Below are 17,929 nucleotides of genomic sequence, written 5' to 3' on the forward strand. Positions count from 1 at the left end.
CTTAATCCTTCGGTTTACGACCGAAGTCTTTTCGCAGTTCGTCCTTGGCTTCATCAAGGGTGGCCCGCCGTTTTTTCGTCAATTGGTCGCCGGCGCGGTTGATGTAGAAGGTCAGCATCGACATGGCCGCGCGAAACGGGCTGGACTTGAGGCGATGGCTGTCCTCGGCAGAATGCTTGACCGAGCGGGCAATCTTCTTCGGATCGTCCGATTTGAACACGCCTTCCTTCAGGTCCATTGCGTCGCTGTGCTCGGTGACGTCCTGCGACCATTTCTTCTTTGATTTGGCCATGGCGAAATCCTCTGCCGGACACGGGCGGCGCAGGCCGCCGCCGTTTCCGCCCCCTTAGTGATGGCTGTGGTGCTCGTTGCGTTTGCGCGTCGCTGCCGCCTTCTTGGCCGAAGCGGACCGTTCCTCTTTCGAGCGCGCCGCGGATGCAGCGCCGCCGGCGCGTCCGCCCTTTTCTGAGGATTCATGCGTATCCTTCTTGCCGCGGCCGGATCCGGATTTGTTGCCGCCGCCGCTTTCCTTGTTGACCGTCGCCCAGGCACGCCGTTCAGCTTCCTTATCGGAAACGCCGCGATCCTCGTAGCTTTCCTCGATATGCTCAGCCTTGCGCTTCTGCTTGTCGGTATAGTCAGATTTGTCTCCTCGCGGCATCTTCTCCTCCTGTTGTTTGCAAAGCGATGGAACGCGTGTTTAAGAAGAATCCAACCGGTGCGGAGCGCAAAAGTTCCCTCGGAGGTCGTTGCCCCGGAACAAAAGCCGGTTTTGCCAGGTTGTCGACGGGAAGGGCTGCATAATCCTGATATAACAAGGAGCCGAGAACATGCAAAAAACACCTCGTCAGCCGATGGAACCGCTGATCGACGTGAACGGCCAGATATCCCCGGTCACCTACACCGTCCGCTTCAAGGAGGGAATGAGCCATTCCTATGGGTCGATATCCGCCTGATGGCGGCGCGCGATTGGCTGCTGCAGAGGGGCTAGCAACGCTGCCGTCTTCGAGCGGTTATTTTCGGTAGAATTTTTGCGACGCTGCAAGGGTGCGGCCAATGTCGAATGAGGGCAGTTGTAGCGGTCTGCGGGGATCGCGGAAAACCAGTCCGACGAGCTTGTCTACGACAAGGATCAATCCGAAGGCGAGACCGAGATAGAGCAGCGCGGCGACGAGCAGGAGCGAGATCTCCATATCTCATACGACCACGGTGAAGGCGCGTCCGCGGGCTGCGGAAGCGGGCAAGGCAAGGATTACGGGAGGGCCGTATGTCATGATAATTTTCCCGGTTTCGCCGCAAACAGCCCTGGTACCGCTTGTTCCCGACCATCGGGCGAGAGGTCAGCTTCTGGAAGCCTCAAAGCTTGCAGCGTCATCCGGCCTCTGTTCACCCCCGCGTGGAATAGCCCACCTCCAAACCTTCATAAAACACAATTAATTCAGGCGTATGACAAAGAAAAGCCGATGGGCGTCGCGACGACGCCCATTGATCGATGTGTTCGGTATATGCCGTGTTTCAGGACGCCGTCTTGCGGCTCGCAGTCCGCTTGGGCGCCGGCGTAACCACGCCGTTCGTCTTGGCGCCGGTTGCAACGCTCTTCGGGGCCGTTACGGCGCGTTTGGCCTTGGACTTAGCTTCCTTGCCGTTGGCAGCAGAGCCTTCAAGCGCTTCGCACTCGTGGCGTGCCTGTTCCCAATGAATGGAATCTCGCCCTGTCGGATAGCCCTCTTCTTCCCAGAGGGCGTATGCACGTTTCTTGATCCACTCTTCCCGAGTTTCTGCCATCGCTGATCTCCAGTCACATAATGCCGTCGTTCGAACGCGATACTGCCTGGATGGTTCCAGAGGAGGGCCGCTGTTGCAAGTGAAAATCAGCCTACAACCCTAAATATTTTGCGTCGCAGCATATCAGGGTTGAGAATCGGCATTCAACGAGACTGAAATTCCGCCGCCTTGTGCAGATCTGACACGAACGCCTGGCGCTGTCGGTGCTTCTCTTTCTCGTCACGGATGCGCAGCAGAAAGGAAGGATGGATGGTGACGAGAACGGGCGGATGGTTCCTCGGCTGCAGGATATGGCCGCGCTCCGGCGTCAGTTTCGCCTTCGGTCCAAGCAGTGCGTAGAGCGCGCTTGCGCCCAGCGCCACGACGAGCTTCGGCTGCAGGATGTCGAGCTCGGCGCCGAGCCACCAGGCGCACCGCCGAATCTCGCCGGCATTGGGTTTGGCATGCAGGCGCCGTTTGCCGCGCGGCGTGAACTTGAAGTGCTTGACCGCATTGGTGACGTAGCAGCGCTCGCGATCGAGACCGGCTTCTTCGAGACAGTGGTCGAGCAGATGGCCGGCAGGGCCGACAAAGGGCCTGCCGGTGATATCTTCCCGGTCACCCGGCTGCTCGCCGACAAGAACGATCTCGGCCTTGTCGGGGCCTTCGCCGAAAACGGTCTGCGTGGCGTTCCTGTAGAGGTCACAACGGGTGCAGCCTTCGGCCTGATGGCGCAGTTCGGCAATGCTGTCCGCATCCGCGATTTCGAGCGTCAAGGCGGGGCCGAGGTTTGCGGCGATATTCATGATCGCGATCCTCATCTCCTTGGGATCAATCGCTCGCAACGGGGATTGTTCCCGCCGCCGAGCCGGCGCCGCCTGCGGAAGGATGGCAACGCGCGAGAAATTTCGCGCCATGGGAGAGAGCAGGCGCAATTGAACGCCGCCGTTTCGCGGCTATATTGGCCAGCGATGTTCTATCTCCTGTCGACCTACTGGCCGCATATCCTCTTTGTCGTTTCGGTCGCCATGGGGGCCGCGGCGGCGATCCATGCCGCCATGACCAAGGAGGAAGTGCGCGCCGCGATCGGCTGGGTCGGCGTCATCATCCTGTCTCCGATCGTCGGCGCGCTGCTTTATGCGATTGCCGGCATCAACCGCATCCGCCGCAAATCGCTGAGCATTCGCCGCGACGCCTTGCTGCTTGCGCCCGGCATCGACGAGCTGGAGACGTTCGACGCCGAGGCCGAGACGGTGATCAGCCAGTTCGGCCGCCGCTTTGCGGCGCTGCAGACGCTGGGCGACCGGGTGACCCGCAACCCGCTGACCTCGGGCAATGCGATCGATATGCTGGAGACCGGCGACGAGGCCTATGCGGCGATGAAATCAGCCGTCGACGAGGCGAGCCGCAGCATCCTGCTCGAAACCTATATTTTCGACCGCGACGCGATCGGGCTGCGCATCGCCGACGCGCTGATTGCGGCGGTCAAGCGCGGCGTTGCGGTGCGGGTGCTGATCGATGCCGTCGGCGCGCGTTATTCGGTGCCAAGCATTCTCGGTTATCTCAAGGAGGGCGGCGTCACCGTCGCCGTCTTCAACGGCAACGTCATTATGGGCTTGCGGCTGCCCTATGCGAATCTGCGCACCCACCGCAAGATCCTGATCGTCGACGGCCGTATTGCGCTGACGGGCGGAATGAATATCAGGGCGGGCTTCAGCGAGGAGGAGACGGGCGATAGCTTCGCCCATGATACGCATTTCAGCGTCACCGGCCCTGTCGTCGCCGACCTCTTCGACCTTGCCGCCGAAGACTGGCGTTTCACCACCGGAGAGCTGTTGAACGGCGAAGCCTGGCGCATCGAACCGCCGCAGCGCAACCCCGGCGATCCCATCCTGATGCGCGTCGTCGCTTCCGGACCGGATCGCAGCGTCGAAACAAACCACAAGATGCTGATGGGCGCTTTTTCCGTCGCGCGGCAATCGATCCGCATCATGTCGCCCTATTTCCTGCCGGATCGCGAACTGATCAGCGCCCTGGTGACGGCGGCGCGACGGGGCGTAGAAGTCGATATCGTGGTGCCTGACGTCAACAATCTGATGCTGGTCGACCGGGCGATGACGGCGCAATTCGATCAGATCCTCAAGAACTATTGCCGCATCTGGCGCTCGACCGGCAGCTTCAGCCACTCCAAGCTGCTGACGGTCGACGGCACCTGGGCCTATGTCGGCTCTTCCAATCTCGATCCGCGCTCGCTCAGGCTGAATTTCGAGGTTGATCTCGAGGTGCTGAACGAGGGCTTTGCCGCCGAGATCGACGAGCATATCGACGAAACCCTGAAATCGGCGACGCTGGTGACGCTGGAGGGCTTGCGCGCGCGGCCCTTTCCGGTCCGGCTGCTCGAGAAGGTGTTGTGGTTGGGGTCGCCCTATCTTTGAACGATTTTTTATCTCGGACATGGCAAGTTCCGCTTGCCCGCCTATACTGCGGGTGAAGCGTTTTTGATCAACCAAACCAGTGCGCTCTTCCGATGCACGCCAAAAAAGACAGCCTTCCCGCCAGCATTCTCGCCTCGATCAGGAGCCGGAAGAAGCGGCTCGACGCGGCCCAGTTGGAGGCAAGGCCGCGTAGCGCCGGAACGCTGATCGCCTCCTACAATGTGCACAAATGCGTCGGCACCGACCGCCGCTTCGACCCGGAGCGCACCAGCCGGGTGATCCATGAAATCGGCGCAGACGTGATCGCGCTACAGGAGGCCGATACGCGCTTCGGCGAGCGCACCGGCATTCTCGATCTCGGCCGACTGGAGCGAGAGACGGGACTGATACCGGTGCCGGTTCCCGGCATGGCCAAGGCGCATGGCTGGCACGGCAATGTCGTGCTGTTCAAGAAGGGGCTGGTGCATGACGTGCATCAGATCAGGCTGCCGGGGCTGGAGCCGCGCGGCGCCCTTGTCGCCGAGATCGAGCTCGAAGAGGGCGGCGTGCTGCGCATCATTGCCGCGCATTTCGGCCTGCTGCGGCATAACAGAGCCCAGCAGGCCCGCACTTTGGTGGAACTGATAAAAGACCGCCACGAGATGCCGACCATCCTTCTCGGCGACCTCAACGAATGGCGCCTCGGCGACCGCTCCTCGCTCAACACTTTCCAATCCGCCTTCGGAGAGCTGCCGCCCGCAGTCCCCAGCTTCCCTGCCGGCCTGCCGCTTCTGGCGCTCGACCGCATCATCGCCAACCGCAAGGGGATCATCACCGAAGTGGAAGCGCATGATACGCCGCTGGCGCGTATTGCCTCGGATCATTTGCCGATCAAGGCGCTGGTCGATTTGAAATCAGTGGCCGATTAGCACCTCTAAGCTGCTGTTCTGAAAGCTTCCGACGAATGTGAAGGGGCAACATTCTTGCCCACTGGAGCTGCCGTGCTGCAGCCGTTGCGGATGCGTCTGATGCGTCTGACACTTCTCCGATAACGGCCTCGACTGCTCAGGCGGTTCACACCAAGATCGAAAGCGGTCGTATTCCGCCAGCCAGTATCATCGATGATGATGCCGATCCGCTCGCCATTCAGCCACTGCGGCATGGTGCGGCTGTGCCAATGGCTCGAGAGTTGAGCAAAATTTTCCTCTGCTGGCAGCGAATCGCTATCGCCGGCTGACACGATGCCGCAAACAACAATCAATCGCGATCCCCAGAGAAGTTCATTTCTCCGCCACGGGCGGCGATTTTGCCTTCCAGCCTGTGGAGATCAGCAGGGCTTCACGCTCTTCGGCCGCCATGGCACGAAGCCGATGCCGCACCGTGAGGCGTATGGCCACAAATCCGGCAATGCCTAAAACAGACTTTCCGACTATCCCGAAGATCGTCATGACCATAGCCCAGGTTGCCAGTACACTGTTCAAGGCAAGATAGGCGTTCAGCGTGGCGGAAACAAACATCAGACCAGCCCATGCAAAGCCGACATAGGTGGCGACATCGGATGCGACTTCCCGGGAAATCGAAGGCAGGTAGCGGTTTATCCAGCCGGGTTTCAGCATGACGATGCCGACGATTGCGTAGATCGCAGTCGGCTTGAATAGCACGAAGCGCGGACTGTCCGTCAGCACTGTGGCCGTCCCTGATGCGATCACCAGAAAAACACTCATCCACTCCATGACGTCTATCGGCTTTCGCCGGCCGAGTTGCAGCGCAATCTGAATGACGCCAAGCAACATTCCGAAGCCGGCCGAAAGCGCAGCGTTGCGCGTAAAGGAAAACAGGATAAGGAAGAGCAGGCTCGAAGCCAGATCGCTGAGCAGCAATCTAGCCGTTTGCAGGAAAGCTTTCATGAGACGCGGGCACCATCGGGACTGGTTCGGGCTCCGTAGAGCGAATGGCGGCCTCCATCAAGAGATTGGTGTGTGACTTGGCAGTGACGCGTTGCGATGTCGATAAGCTAAACTGAACCCCATGAGTTTGGCGAGTTAAGAGATGGATGGCGTGTCGATGTGAACCGTCATTTACAGCGGGCGGCGCACACCGAGCTCACGCTGATGACGACGTGCAGCAGGCACTCATGATTTACATCTCAAAGCAAGTCACGGGTCTGCGAATACACTCTGCCGTCATGCCGCGGCCTCGTAGCCTCTAGAAGCCGGGCTCTCAAGGCCTTCAAGCTGAAAGCGTGCGATCATCTCGGTAAGTGCGAGCGCCTCTGACGATAGCTGTTGCGTGGCGGCATTGGTCTCTTCTACCATCGCCGCATTTTGCTGCGTCATACGATCAATATCGTTCACCGACGCATTGATCGAATGGAGTGTCGTCGCTTGGTCGCGGCTTGACGAGGCGATCAGTTCAATATGGCCGACGATGTGCACGATCTCGCTGGAAATCTCCATCAGCGCATCGCCAGTGCGGCCGACGAACTCGGAGCCTGACGCAACCTCTCGGACGGAATTGTTGATGAGCTCGCCGATTTCCTTGGCTGCGCGAGCCGATCGCTGCGCCAGCTCCCGCACTTCCTGCGCCACGACTGCAAAGCCCTTGCCGGCCTCACCCGCTCTCGCTGCTTCGACTCCCGCATTCAGGGCCAAGAGATTGGTCTGGAAAGCGATGGAATCGATGGCGCTGACAATCTGCACGATTTTGCCCGACGCGTCCTCAATTCGTCCCATAGCCGATACTGCGTTTTGGACAACCGAAGCCGAGGCATCGGCGCCCTGTTTGGCGCGCTGGACAAGCGCAAGCGCTGCTGCTGCCCGTCCTGAAGAGGTGTTGACGGCGGAAGAAATCTCCTCCACAGCCGCTGCGGTTTCCTCAAGGGCAGCCGCCTGCTTCTCCGTTCGACTGGCCAGGTCATCAACGGCTTCCGCCATCTGGCGGCCATTGTCGCTAAAGAGCGAAGACGTCTCCCGGATCTCGCAGAGCGTCTCTCTGAGGCCCGCCACCGACATGTTGAAATCGGTACGGATCCGGTCGAGTTCGGGGGCAAAGGGCGTATCGATCGCAAAATTCAACTGCCCGCGCGACAGCCGCGTGAGACCTTCTGCCAGCGCCTCGATTGCGGCGTCAACCTGACTCTTGGCGCTACGCCGCTCGAGTTCGTTGTGGGCGCGCTCGGATTCCGCCTCACGACGCGCGATCTCGGCCTGTTGTTCCATTTCGACTTTCGACAGCGCATTTTGTTTGAAGATGGAAAGCGCACGGGCCATTTCCCCGATTTCGTCGCCCCGTGTCTCGCCGGTGATTGTGGTGTCGAGCCTTCCCTCTGCGATCTTGCGCATCGCTGCGGTAATCTGGGTGATAGGTCCCTTCAGGGTGAAGACCAGCGCGGCACCTGCGGCCATAGCAATCAGGATGCCGATTACAATCGCGCCGCCGGATATTCTATTGGCCTGTTGACGATCCTGCCCAGCATTTTCCTTCTGGGTCTCGGCGAATTGCGCAAGCAGGTTCCAGGTGTTGTCGATCTGCCCCGTGGCGCTGTCGAACTCGGCAAGCTTGCGCGCCGCCCCTTCGGAGAGCGCTGCCGCGTTCGCCGCAAGCAGATCGAGAACCGGTTGAGCCTTCTTCGGAATTTCGGCAAAAACGGGATCGTCGGTCACCACGCCGGCGAGACGGCCGAGCTCGGTCTGATACATGTAGATCGACTGCTGGACTTTTTTCACTCGCGCGTCGTCTGGTTTGCCGGCGAGTTCGGCGAAGCCGACGCGGATCTCATTATTGCTATTAACGATAGCACGCAGTTCGTTGCCGACATTCGTCGCCTGAGAAATATCCTTGTCCGACGCGGCAAGCGCGAGTACGGAGGTCCGCATCAGATCGTCGCCAATCGTCTTGAGACTGTCGCCAGTTGCAGCAAGATTGGCGATGGCGGTATCCGTTGTCGGGACATCCAAAGTGTCCGGCGACGCCTTCGAAGCGTTGGCGATGGCATCTACCGCAGCGGCATACTGCGTGGCGGGGGCTTGGCTGTCGGTCGCTATCGCAGGCGAAAGCTGCTCCCTTGCCTTCTGCAAATCGGGCGCATATTTGGCCAGAAGGCTAAGCTTGTCCGGAGGCGTTGCAGCGTTCGTATAATCATTGCGAAATTTTGTCGCAACACTGGCGGCCGCAATGATGGAGACGGCGTTGCTGAGGCCGCTCTTGTTGGCATTCTCCATCTTTTTCGCACTGGCCATCAGCATGAACGAGCGCTTGCCAACCTGCCCTTGCAGGTCAAGAAGTGCCGCCGAAGCAGCGTCCACGTCACTGAGAATTTTCTGCTGTCCCGTTTCGATTTGCCAGATCGCTTCGATCTTTTGCGGGATGATTTGCGACTGGTCGAGCGCCCGGTCGAGAAGCCCCACATCGGTCGTCGGCCTTAAAGTTTCGATCGTCCGGTTCAGGTTTGCCAATTGCTCTCGGGCGTCCGCAAGCGCGGTGTCACGAGCTTCCAGCGACGGCTTCATCAGAAAGCCGGTCATGCTTGAAGAAACATGTTTGAACCCGTTCAGAGACTGCAAAACATGGTTGGAGATCTCCATCCGCCCTTCGAGAAGGCTCGACGCGTAGTATCCCGTCAATCCTACTGCGCATAGGCTGATGACGAATGGCGCCAAGAGCGCGAGCACCTTCGTCTGAATGCGAGCCCGCGACATCAAACCATGTACCATAAATCCACCCCCAAATTTGAAGGTAAAGCTGCCATCCTTTTCTTAAGGACCGATGAAGGGACTAGCCGTCCCCTGGTCGCCGCCGCGCAGAACAACAGCGGCGGAATCGCCAAACGGAGGCTGCCGAATTTCGGGCGTCATTTCGGCATCGCGATGGCCATGACATGCATCGGCTTCAGACGAGGAAGCAAGCCCAGGCGAGCCGCAAGGCCAGGACTACGTGATCGCGAGACGTGGAAGCGAAAGCCGAATCAATAATCCACCGGGCGTCCATGACCGCTCGATATGGATGTCAAGGCTTTGCGCTATCTTTTGCTCGAGGATGCTTCCAAAGCCGGAAGTGGGCTGGGTCGGATCTGCATCTATCGGGCCGTGCGCCTCAAGCCAAACCAACTCGATAGCGTCCGGTGAGATGGTCAACGTGATATCGACGGTCCCGTCGCCAACGGAGAGCGCTCCGTACTTCGCAGCGTTCGTTGCGAGCTCGTGAAACAGGAGCGCGAGATTGGTGATCTTCGCACGGGTTACCTCGACGTCATCCCCATGCAGCGTCCACTGCCGGTGGTCGTCGTGCCCGTAGGGCGCAAGGATATTCGAGAGAAGCTGAAACAGCGTGGCTGGAGGATCCTCAACGGACCGGCCGGCAAGGCTTGGCAACGTTATCTCGTGCGCGCGTGCCAAAGCCATGAGCCTATCCTTCATGCTGGAGGCGAGATCGCTCGCCGTAACCGCGTTTCGGGCTGCGAGGGTGATAATGCTGGCGACAACCGCAAAAAGGTTTTTTATTCGGTGATGCATCTCCCGAAGGAGCATTTCCCGGTGCTCGGCTTCCCGCCTGCGCTCCGAGATGTCGCGAGCGATTTTCGATGCTCCGATAATTGTGCCGCTGTCGTCTCTGATGGGGGAGATTGTCAAAGAGATGTCGATCAGGTTGCCGTCCTTGCGACGTCGTACCGTTTCAAAGTGATCGACGCGTTCACCGGCTTGAATGCGCGCGAGAATGGCAGGTTCTTCATCAAGACGATCCGCCGGGATGACGATGGTGATGGGCTGGCCGACTGCTTCGTCCGCGGTATATCCGAAGATTCGCTCGGCACCCTTGTTCCACGTAGTGATGATGCCGGACAAGCTCTTGCTGACAATGGCATCGTCTGACGATTCGACAATGGCTGCGAGAAAGGCCGCGGCATCATAAGCTGCCGGTACAGCCTCGGCGGTTGCTTGTCTTTCTTGATCACCCAAACCCATTGTGGTCGCCTCAGTTGTATGCCTGAAAAAGCGAACTCTCGCAGCCGCAATTTGGAGCATATCGTATCATCATTTCAACTCGAAGTGCTTTCATCAAACGCAACAGATGCCTTGGTGCCGTCACAAGTTTTGAAGCGCTAAGCCGCAGCTTTAGCGCGCAAATTTACCTAAGTGATGATCGTCTGAAAGGTCGAATCAGCAACCAAGCCGTCAATCTCACCTGATGCTGCGATTCTCGAGGGCCCGACCTCCACTTAAAGATAAGCTCGCGAAAAGAACACCGCAGTCGTCAAAAGGGCGACCGCGAGGGTTAGCATCCGGACGACCGGTGATGGCAACCTACGTCCGACGTGGGCTCCGATCCATCCGCCGATAACTGCTCCAAACGTCATGGAAACGCACTGTTGCCAGACGATTGCCCCGGCTAGCACAAAGACGACGACGGCGACCGCGTTTGCTGCGGTCACCATCACCATTCTTGTCGGATTCAGGCTTTTGATCTCCCCGCCCCCGAGAACGCTCCATGCCGCCAGCATCATAAGGCCCACTGCGCCGCCAAAATAGCCACCATAAAGACCGAGAATGAACTGGACCGTTGCGAAGGCCGGAACATTTGGGCGCGCCTGCGTCCGGAGCTTGGCGCTGAGCCTTGGCCCTGCGGCCAGCATCAATGTCGCCACGAGCAAAAGCCATGGCAGGATTCCATCGAAAATCCTGGATGGGGTCAGAAGTAATAGGACGCTTCCGGCGACGCCACCCACCACCGTCACCATAGCAATGGCCACGGCATTGATGCCGCACACCCTCCGAACCCCATCACGGTAGACCCATGAGCTCGCCAGACCGCCGGGAAACAAGGCTAAAGTGCTGGTCGCGTTTGCGGCAACCGACGGCACTCCGACCGATATCAGCGCAGGCAGGGATACGAACGACCCGCCCCCCGCTAACGCGTTCATGCTGCCTGCCAACAAGCCGGCTAGGAAAAGGAGAATGGTATCGTACATGTTCAGATCGCTTTATCCCGCGACACGCTTGACGAAAATCGCGGTCCGGGCGGGTTGGAGGCGCCGACGCTTTAGCGCGCTCCCGGTGACGGGGCAATCCTTGCCTAGGTCCTGCTGATAAAGTGGCTTCCCAAAAATAGCCGAGTTTTAATTCAAGGGGCCTTTAAGGAGGCTGCCCGGGCACATGGTGACCTACCGCCGCAGAATGGCAAACCGTACAACCGCTTCTGCCCAGGGAGCGAGCCAGCAGATTTGGCCTCGTAAAGACAACATGCCTTGACGTCTCACCTCGTTTGCGAAATGCTAAGATGTCAGACCAATTCCATATCTGATTGCCTGATAGAAAAATAGGGAACCATGACGGCAAATCGCAGCAATAGACCGGTGATCCGGCCGCTTCCCGTGATGGACCGGGCGCGTCAGGTTACCGATGCTTTAGCGGATTATGTGGAAGAAGCGCGGCTGCAGGCGGGCGACCGGCTACCGGCCGAGCGGGAGCTGATGTCGGCTCTTGCGGTAGGACGTTCGACCATTCGCGAGGCGATCCGGCATTTCCAGGCGCTTGGCGTGATCGAGACGCGCAAGGGCAGCGGCACCTATCTTTTGAAGCCGGTTTCGAGAGCGACGATCCATATGCCGCTGTCTTTCGATGCGGTGCATCTGCGCGACGCGCTGCTGCAGACGCTGGAAGTTCGCCGCGGCATCGAATGCGAGGCGGGCATGGTCGCGGCCCGGCGGCGGACCGCCAAGGACCTTGTTGTCATCGAGGAGAAGTTGAACGAGATGGAGCGGGTACATCTGGAAAAGGGCACATCCGGGCCGGAGGATCTCGCCTTCCATCTCGCCGTCTACGACGCCACCCACAATCCGTTGTTTCGCCAGCTGCTCGAGCAGATGCGCGAGACTTTCGAGCGCTTCTGGGAGCATCCGTTCGACCGGCAGGATTTCGCCCGCCGGTCCTTTCCCTTTCACCGCACGCTTTTCAACGCGATCACTGCCGGGGACCCAGAAGCGGCGCGTGCGGAAACATTGAAAATTCTCGATATCGTCGAGGAAGACATCAAGGAAATGTCCAAATGAGCAACGGCGCAGATCCGTTCGATCTTGCTTCCCTCATCACCGCCCACGACGACGGCAACTTCGCCGACGCCGTCGTGCCGCCGATCTTTCAGACCTCGCTTTTCACCTTTTCCGATTATGATGAGATGATCACCGTCTATCGCGGCGAGAAGGTGCGGCCGACTTATACGCGCGGGCTGAACCCGACGGTGCGGGCCTTCGAGGAAATGCTGGCCAAACTCGAAGGCGCTGATGATGCGCTGGGTTTTGCCAGCGGCATGGCGGCGATCTCGTCGGCAGTGCTGAGTTTCGTTGAGCCGGGCGACCGCATCGTCGCCGTCAAACATGTCTATCCCGATGCCTTCCGCCTGTTCGGCACTATCCTGAAGCGGATGAAGATCGAAGTGACCTATGTCGACGGGCGCGACGAGGAGGCCGTCGCCAGAGCGCTGCCCGGCGCCAAGCTCCTGTACCTGGAAAGCCCGACGAGCTGGGTGATGGAGGCGCATGACGTCGGCGCGCTTGCCGCCCTCGCCAGGCGGCACGGCGTCGTCTCGATGATCGACAACAGCTGGGCAAGCCCGTTCTTTCAGCAGCCTTTGACGCTCGGCGTGGATCTCGTCATCCATTCGGCCTCGAAATATCTCGGCGGCCATAGCGATGTGGTGGCGGGTATCGTCGCCGGCTCGAAAGAAATGATCGCGCGCATCAAGGCCGAGGCCTATCCCTATCTCGGCGGCAAGCTTTCGCCCTTTGACGCCTGGCTGCTTATCCGCGGTCTCCGCACCCTGCCGCTGCGCATGAAGGCGCATGAAGCCTCGGCGCTCGAGATCGCCCGGCGGCTTCAGCGGCTCGACGTGGTCGAGACGGTCTGTCATCCCGGGCTCGCCAACCGACTGCCCGCCGGGCTGAACGGCACCTCGGGCCTGTTTTCCTTCATCTTCCGCGAAGGCGTCGATATTCGCGCCTTCGCCGATCACCTCAGGCTCTTCAAATTGGGTGTAAGCTGGGGTGGGCATGAAAGCCTGATCGTACCGGGCGAGGTGGTGCTGCAGCAGAAGGCACAGCCGAATTCCGCGCAAACCTTTGGCATCCATGCGCGATCCGTACGCCTCCATGTCGGCCTCGAAGGAACCGAGGCGCTGTGGAGAGACATTGAGGAGGCGCTCGCCGCCGCCTCGCAATCTTGAACCGAGAGAACCTAAAAGGGGGAACTGAGCATGAAAAAGCTAATAATCTCGACGCTCTTTGTTTCGATGATGGCGGGTACGGCCTTTGCCGATACGACGCTGAAGCTTGTCGAAGTCATCACCAGCCCGGAGCGCACCGAAACGCTGAAATCGATCGTCGGCAAGTTCGAGGCCGCCAATCCCGGCACCAAGGTCGACATCATCTCGCTGCCCTGGAACGAAGCCTTCCAGAAATTCGCGACCATGGTGTCGGCCGGCGACGTGCCCGATGTGATGGAGATGCCCGATACCTGGCTGTCGCTCTATGCCAATAACGGCATGCTCGAAAGCCTCGAGCCCTATCTCGAAAAATGGGAGCACACCAAGGAGCTGACGCCGCGTGCGCTCGAGCTCGGCCGCGACGTCAAGGACACCGCCTATATGCTGCCCTACGGCTTCTATCTCAGGGCGATGTTCTACAACAAGAAGCTGCTTTCGGAAGCCGGGGTCGCCGCGCCGCCGAAGACGCTGGAGGAGTTTACCGCCGCCTCGGAAAAGGTCTCCAAGCTGCCCGGCAAATACGGTTACTGCATGCGCGGCGGACCGGGCGGCCTGAACGGATGGATGATCTTTGCCGCCACGATGGCCGGCGACAACAAGTACTTCAAGGAAGACGGCACTTCGACCATGAACAGCGAAGGCTGGGCAAAGGGCATCGAATGGATGGTCGATCTCTACAAGAAGGGCTACGCGCCGAAGGACAGCGTCAACTGGGGCTTCAACGAAGTCGTCGCCGGCTTCTATTCCGGCACCTGCGCCTTCCTCGACCAGGATCCGGATGCGTTGATCGCTATCGCCGAGCGCATGAAGAAGGACGATTTCGGCGTTGCGCCGCTGCCGAAGGGTCCTGACGGCAAGTCCTTCCCGACCATCGGTTACGGCGGCTGGTCGATGTTTTCGACGAGCGCCAACAAGGACCTTTCCTGGAAGCTGATCGCCACTCTCGAAGGGCCGGAAGGCAATATCGAGTGGAACAAGCGCATCGGCGCGCTGCCGGCCTATACCGCGGCCGAAAAGGATCCCTTCTATGCCGGCGATCAGTTCAAGGGTTGGTTCGAGGAACTGGCGGACCCGAATACTGTGCCGACCGTCATGCCGACCTATCTGGAAGAGTTCGCCTTCTTCAAGGACTCGCTGGCGATCAAGACCTCGCAGCAGGCCTTGCTTGGCGATATTTCGGCGAAGGATCTGGCCGATCAGTGGGCGGATTATCTGACCAAGGCGCAGCAGAAGTTCTTGAGCAAGAAGTAGTTGGATAAGGGGGCTTCGAGACAGAAGCCCCTCATCCGCCCTGCGGGCGCCTTCTCCGCTGGGGAGAAGAGACTGGTGGCCCCGCCGCATTCCTCTTCTCCCCAGCGGGAGAAGATGGCCCGACGGGTCGGATGAGGGGCCCTTAGCCGCCCAGTTTTCAGAAGCATTATCCGCGCGAGAATCCGCAACCGGGTAGACAATGGAAATTACGCACTGATGACCATCTCCGCCGATATGCTCGACATGCGTCGCGACCGCAGGCCGTGGCTGCGTCGTCTTGCCGATGCTTCGGAGCCCTATCTCTACAGCGCTCCATCGTTGATCCTGATCATTGCGGTGATGCTGGTGCCGCTGACACTCGGGCTGTCCTATGCCTTCCGCGATATCCAGCTGCTCAACCCCTTTTCCGGCGGTTTCGTCGGAATCGATCATTTCCGTGAGCTTGCGGGCGACGCCGCCTTTTATGGGGCGCTCAGGAACACGCTCTGGTGGACCGGCGCCTCGGTCGTCTTGCAATTCACCTTCGGCCTCATACTGGCGTTACTGCTCGACAAGCCGTTCCCGGGCCGGGCGATCGCGCAGGCGCTGGTCTTCCTGCCCTGGGCGGTGCCGTCCTTTCTCGCCGGTCTCAACTGGGCCTGGCTGTTCAATCCGGTCATCGGGCCGATCCCGCACTGGCTCTTCGCGCTCGGGCTGATGCATGAGCCTGGCAACATTCTATCCGATCCCGATCATGCAATGTGGGGGCCTATCGTCGCCAATGTCTGGTGGGGCATTCCGTTTTTTGCCATCACCCTGCTTGCGGCGCTGCAGGCGATTCCGCGCGATCTCTACGAGGCGGCCTCGATCGACGGCGCCGGCTGGTTCCAGCGTTTCCGCTCGATCACCCTGCCGTTTCTGGCGCCGACGATCGCCATCACCGTGCTCTTGCGCACCGTCTGGATTTCCAATTTCGCCGATCTCATCGTCGTCATGACCAATGGCGGACCGGCCGACCGCACCCAGATCGTCGCGAGCTATATCTTCACCACGGCGTTCAAGCGGCTCGATTTCGGTTATGCCTCGGCCATTGCATTGGTGCTGCTCGCGCTGCTGCTTGCCTATTCGATGCTGATCATCCTGCTGCGGCAGACGCTGCTGAACAAGGATTGAGACCATGAGACGATCAATCCTTCCCACCATCGCGCATCGCTTAGCGATCCTCTGCTACATTGCCTTTGCGCTCTTCCCGCTGTTCTGGCTGCTCAAGGTCTCGGTGACCCCGAACGATCTGCTCTACACCGAAGGCGTGCGCATGTGGCCGTCGCGCACGAGCTGGGATCATTATGCCTTCGTGCTGCAGCACAGCGCCTTCCCGACCTTCTTCAAGAACAGCCTGATCGTTTCGGCTTCGACGGCGGTGACCGTGACGATCTGCGCCTCGCTCTCGGGCTACGCGCTGTCGCGTTTTAATTTTCGGGCAAAATACTGGATCGTCGCGCTGATGCTGCTGACCCAAATGTTTCCGCTCGTCATGCTGGTGGCGCCGATCTTCAAGATCCTGTCGCCCCTGCATCTGACCAACAGCCTGACCGGGCTTGTCATCGTCTACACCGCTTTCAACGTGCCCTTCGCCACTTTCCTGATGCAGTCCTTCTTCGACGGCATTCCGAAGGACCTCGAAGAGGCGGCGATGATCGACGGGGCGACGCAATTCACCGCGTTTCGCCAGATCATCCTGCCGCTGACGCTGCCCGGCATCGCGGCGACGCTCGGCTTCGTGTTCACCGCGGCCTGGAGCGAACTGCTCTTCGCGCTGATGCTGATCAACGGCAATGACGCCGCGACCTTCCCTGTGGGGCTTCTCACCTTCGTTTCGAAATTCTCGGTGGATTTTGGGCAAATGATGGCGGCGGGCGTCATGGCGCTCATCCCGGCCGGCCTCTTCTTCCTGCTCATCCAGCGCTATCTCGTCCAGGGCCTAACGGCCGGCGCGGTCAAGGGTTAAACAAAAATGGCATCGATCGATATCCAGAATATCCGCAAAGCCTATGGCCACGTGCAGGTGCTGCACGGCGTCGATCTCGACATCAGGGACGGCGAATTCGTCGTGCTCGTCGGTCCCTCCGGCTGCGGCAAGTCAACGCTGTTGCGGATGATTGCCGGGCTGGAGGAAGTCACATCGGGTGAGATCCGCATTGCGGGCGCCCGGGTGAATGAACTGCATCCCAAGGACCGCGACATCGCCATGGTGTTCCAGTCCTATGCGCTCTATCCGCATATGAATGTCGCCGGCAATATGAGTTACAGCCTAAGGCTGCGGAAGACGGCGAAGGAGAAGATCGCGAGCGCGGTGGCGGCGGCTGCCGCCAAGCTCGGCCTCGACCCGCTGCTCGAACGGCGGCCGAAGGCGCTCTCCGGCGGTCAGCGCCAGCGTGTCGCCATGGGCCGCGCTATCGTGCGCCAGCCGAAGGCCTTCCTGTTCGACGAGCCGCTCTCCAACCTCGATGCGCGGCTGCGCGAACAGATGCGTGCCGAAATCAAGAAGCTGCACGGGGAGTTGAAGGCAACCTCGATCTACGTCACCCACGATCAGATCGAGGCGATGACGCTGGCGGACCGGATCGTAGCCATGCATGGCGGGGTGGTGCAACAGGTCGGAAGCCCGCTGCAACTCTACGACCGGCCCGCCAATCTCTTTGTCGCCGGTTTCATCGGCTCGCCGGGAATGAATTTCCTCGAGGCGAATTATGAGGCGGGCGGCGTGCGGTTGAAAGACGGAACGATCGTGCCGCTGGCAAAGCCGCTGCCGCTTGAAGACGGCGCGAAGGTCACGCTCGGCATCCGGCCCGAGCATGTGCTGATGACAAATGACGGAACCGGGCTTGCAACCGATGTGGAGCTCGTCGAACCCACCGGATTCGGCATCATCCTGCACCTCGCGCTTCACGGCCTGCCGTTCAAGATCTTCACGCTCGACCGCGAAGCGCTGAAGGCGGGGCCGAAGGTCAATGTCGCCTTCCCGCCGCAATATCTGCATGTGTTCGATGGCGAAGGACAACGCGTCGATTGAGCGGTTGAGGATCAAAACCACTCCTCAGGCGGTCCTATCTGCTGGTTGTTCCTATCGCAGAAAGCATCCGGCGCGAAAAAGATCAATCAGATTCAAGGGGATAATCGAGACTCGGAAAACGCGTGAATCATTTTCGCTAAGCTATTGAAATTTGATTCGTTTTGATTCGGAACCAATCGTAAAGTGATTCGGTTGA

18 protein-coding genes are annotated in these 17,929 nt (G+C 59.7%); 9 read left to right on the forward strand and 9 right to left on the reverse strand.

Going from position 1 to position 17,929, the window contains the following annotated elements; translation table 11 throughout:
• Position 1 precedes the first annotated feature (1 nt).
• A complete protein-coding gene (locus GGI60_RS24355) occupies positions 2 to 292 on the reverse strand; it encodes a DUF3175 domain-containing protein (RefSeq protein ID WP_183918917.1) in 291 nt (96 codons plus the stop codon).
• Between the two features lie 54 nt (positions 293 to 346).
• Positions 347 to 661 carry a plasmid stabilization protein gene (locus tag GGI60_RS24360; protein ID WP_183918916.1) on the reverse strand — a complete coding sequence of 105 codons (315 nt, stop codon included), beginning with the start codon at positions 659 to 661 and terminating at the stop codon, positions 347 to 349.
• A gap of 169 nt (positions 662 to 830) precedes the next feature.
• On the opposite strand from GGI60_RS24360, the gene GGI60_RS32525 reads away from it, so the two are divergent.
• Positions 831 to 956, forward strand: a complete 126-nt coding sequence (locus GGI60_RS32525) for a hypothetical protein (RefSeq protein WP_281414056.1) — start codon at positions 831 to 833, stop codon at positions 954 to 956.
• Positions 957 to 1,013: 57 nt separating this feature from the next.
• Here the strand turns inward: GGI60_RS32525 and GGI60_RS24365 are convergent, their stop codons facing one another.
• The 3 genes from GGI60_RS24365 to GGI60_RS24375 form a co-directional block, all read right to left on the reverse strand.
• Complete coding sequence (locus tag GGI60_RS24365; RefSeq protein ID WP_183918915.1) at positions 1,014 to 1,193, reverse strand: hypothetical protein; 180 nt, start codon at positions 1,191 to 1,193, stop codon at positions 1,014 to 1,016.
• 322 nt (positions 1,194 to 1,515) lie between these two features.
• Positions 1,516 to 1,785: a DUF2934 domain-containing protein gene (locus tag GGI60_RS24370; protein ID WP_183918914.1), complete on the reverse strand. Its 270-nt coding sequence runs from the start codon at positions 1,783 to 1,785 to the stop codon at positions 1,516 to 1,518.
• A 143-nt stretch (positions 1,786 to 1,928) separates the two neighbouring features.
• Entirely contained in the window at positions 1,929 to 2,570 is a 642-nt protein-coding gene (locus tag GGI60_RS24375) for a UdgX family uracil-DNA binding protein (protein WP_183918913.1), read from the reverse strand.
• 165 nt (positions 2,571 to 2,735) lie between these two features.
• Between GGI60_RS24375 and GGI60_RS24380 the strand changes: the two genes are divergently transcribed.
• Both GGI60_RS24380 and GGI60_RS24385 read left to right on the forward strand, forming a co-directional pair.
• On the forward strand, positions 2,736 to 4,199 hold the full coding sequence (locus tag GGI60_RS24380; protein WP_183919067.1) for a phosphatidylserine/phosphatidylglycerophosphate/cardiolipin synthase family protein: 1,464 nt from the start codon (positions 2,736 to 2,738) through the stop codon (positions 4,197 to 4,199).
• Between the two features lie 92 nt (positions 4,200 to 4,291).
• Positions 4,292 to 5,107, forward strand: a complete 816-nt coding sequence (locus GGI60_RS24385) for an endonuclease/exonuclease/phosphatase family protein (RefSeq protein WP_183918912.1) — start codon at positions 4,292 to 4,294, stop codon at positions 5,105 to 5,107.
• 351 nt (positions 5,108 to 5,458) lie between these two features.
• Here GGI60_RS24385 and GGI60_RS24390 read toward each other — a convergent pair whose 3' ends face one another.
• The 4 genes from GGI60_RS24390 to GGI60_RS24405 form a co-directional block, all read right to left on the reverse strand.
• Positions 5,459 to 6,085, reverse strand: coding sequence for a septation protein IspZ (locus GGI60_RS24390; protein WP_183918911.1), 627 nt, complete (start codon positions 6,083 to 6,085; stop codon positions 5,459 to 5,461).
• A gap of 276 nt (positions 6,086 to 6,361) precedes the next feature.
• A complete protein-coding gene (locus GGI60_RS24395; protein ID WP_183918910.1) occupies positions 6,362 to 8,890 on the reverse strand; it encodes a methyl-accepting chemotaxis protein in 2,529 nt (842 codons plus the stop codon).
• A gap of 216 nt (positions 8,891 to 9,106) precedes the next feature.
• The gene (locus GGI60_RS24400; RefSeq protein ID WP_183918909.1) at positions 9,107 to 10,138 is read right to left on the reverse strand and encodes a PAS domain S-box protein; all 1,032 of its coding nucleotides are present in this window, start codon (positions 10,136 to 10,138) and stop codon (positions 9,107 to 9,109) included.
• Between the two features lie 254 nt (positions 10,139 to 10,392).
• Positions 10,393 to 11,142, reverse strand: a complete 750-nt coding sequence (locus tag GGI60_RS24405) for a sulfite exporter TauE/SafE family protein (protein WP_183918908.1) — start codon at positions 11,140 to 11,142, stop codon at positions 10,393 to 10,395.
• 357 nt (positions 11,143 to 11,499) lie between these two features.
• Here GGI60_RS24405 and GGI60_RS24410 point away from each other — a divergent pair, with 357 nt between their 5' ends.
• The 6 genes from GGI60_RS24410 (at position 11,500) to GGI60_RS24435 (ending at position 17,733) form a co-directional block, all read left to right on the forward strand.
• Positions 11,500 to 12,222: a FadR/GntR family transcriptional regulator gene (locus tag GGI60_RS24410; protein ID WP_183918907.1), complete on the forward strand. Its 723-nt coding sequence runs from the start codon at positions 11,500 to 11,502 to the stop codon at positions 12,220 to 12,222.
• The gene (locus GGI60_RS24415; protein WP_183918906.1) at positions 12,219 to 13,391 is read left to right on the forward strand and encodes a PLP-dependent transferase; all 1,173 of its coding nucleotides are present in this window, start codon (positions 12,219 to 12,221) and stop codon (positions 13,389 to 13,391) included. The genes GGI60_RS24410 and GGI60_RS24415 overlap by 4 nt, the downstream gene beginning before the upstream one ends.
• Positions 13,392 to 13,421: 30 nt before the next feature.
• The gene (locus GGI60_RS24420; protein ID WP_183918905.1) at positions 13,422 to 14,681 is read left to right on the forward strand and encodes an ABC transporter substrate-binding protein; all 1,260 of its coding nucleotides are present in this window, start codon (positions 13,422 to 13,424) and stop codon (positions 14,679 to 14,681) included.
• 216 nt (positions 14,682 to 14,897) lie between these two features.
• A complete protein-coding gene (locus GGI60_RS24425) occupies positions 14,898 to 15,833 on the forward strand; it encodes a carbohydrate ABC transporter permease (RefSeq protein ID WP_183918904.1) in 936 nt (311 codons plus the stop codon).
• 4 nt (positions 15,834 to 15,837) lie between these two features.
• A complete protein-coding gene (locus GGI60_RS24430; protein WP_011428101.1) occupies positions 15,838 to 16,668 on the forward strand; it encodes a carbohydrate ABC transporter permease in 831 nt (276 codons plus the stop codon).
• Positions 16,669 to 16,674: 6 nt separating this feature from the next.
• Positions 16,675 to 17,733, forward strand: coding sequence for an ABC transporter ATP-binding protein (locus GGI60_RS24435; protein ID WP_183918903.1), 1,059 nt, complete (start codon positions 16,675 to 16,677; stop codon positions 17,731 to 17,733).
• The last annotated feature ends 196 nt before the right edge of the window (positions 17,734 to 17,929 follow it).

The sequence above is a fragment of the Rhizobium lentis genome (assembly GCF_014200175.1).
GTDB lineage: Bacteria > Pseudomonadota > Alphaproteobacteria > Rhizobiales > Rhizobiaceae > Rhizobium > Rhizobium mulingense.

Bases quoted from the DNA above. Each gene is read 5' to 3' on its own strand.
- GGI60_RS24405 (WP_183918908.1), bottom strand. From the start codon at position 11,142: ATGTACGATACCATTCTCCTTTTCCTAGCCGGCTTGTTGGCAGGCAGC.
- GGI60_RS24435 (WP_183918903.1), top strand. From the start codon at position 16,675: ATGGCATCGATCGATATCCAGAATATCCGCAAAGCCTATGGCCACGTG.
- GGI60_RS24355 (WP_183918917.1), bottom strand. From the start codon at position 292: ATGGCCAAATCAAAGAAGAAATGGTCGCAGGACGTCACCGAGCACAGC.
- GGI60_RS24430 (WP_011428101.1), top strand. From the start codon at position 15,838: ATGAGACGATCAATCCTTCCCACCATCGCGCATCGCTTAGCGATCCTC.
- GGI60_RS24415 (WP_183918906.1), top strand. From the start codon at position 12,219: ATGAGCAACGGCGCAGATCCGTTCGATCTTGCTTCCCTCATCACCGCC.
- GGI60_RS24380 (WP_183919067.1), top strand. From the start codon at position 2,736: ATGTTCTATCTCCTGTCGACCTACTGGCCGCATATCCTCTTTGTCGTT.
- GGI60_RS32525 (WP_281414056.1), top strand. From the start codon at position 831: ATGCAAAAAACACCTCGTCAGCCGATGGAACCGCTGATCGACGTGAAC.
- GGI60_RS24395 (WP_183918910.1), bottom strand. From the start codon at position 8,890: ATGGTACATGGTTTGATGTCGCGGGCTCGCATTCAGACGAAGGTGCTC.
- GGI60_RS24425 (WP_183918904.1), top strand. From the start codon at position 14,898: ATGACCATCTCCGCCGATATGCTCGACATGCGTCGCGACCGCAGGCCG.
- GGI60_RS24375 (WP_183918913.1), bottom strand. From the start codon at position 2,570: ATGAATATCGCCGCAAACCTCGGCCCCGCCTTGACGCTCGAAATCGCG.
- GGI60_RS24360 (WP_183918916.1), bottom strand. From the start codon at position 661: ATGCCGCGAGGAGACAAATCTGACTATACCGACAAGCAGAAGCGCAAG.
- GGI60_RS24390 (WP_183918911.1), bottom strand. From the start codon at position 6,085: ATGAAAGCTTTCCTGCAAACGGCTAGATTGCTGCTCAGCGATCTGGCT.
- GGI60_RS24370 (WP_183918914.1), bottom strand. From the start codon at position 1,785: ATGGCAGAAACTCGGGAAGAGTGGATCAAGAAACGTGCATACGCCCTC.
- GGI60_RS24400 (WP_183918909.1), bottom strand. From the start codon at position 10,138: ATGGGTTTGGGTGATCAAGAAAGACAAGCAACCGCCGAGGCTGTACCG.
- GGI60_RS24385 (WP_183918912.1), top strand. From the start codon at position 4,292: ATGCACGCCAAAAAAGACAGCCTTCCCGCCAGCATTCTCGCCTCGATC.
- GGI60_RS24365 (WP_183918915.1), bottom strand. From the start codon at position 1,193: ATGGAGATCTCGCTCCTGCTCGTCGCCGCGCTGCTCTATCTCGGTCTC.
- GGI60_RS24410 (WP_183918907.1), top strand. From the start codon at position 11,500: ATGACGGCAAATCGCAGCAATAGACCGGTGATCCGGCCGCTTCCCGTG.
- GGI60_RS24420 (WP_183918905.1), top strand. From the start codon at position 13,422: ATGAAAAAGCTAATAATCTCGACGCTCTTTGTTTCGATGATGGCGGGT.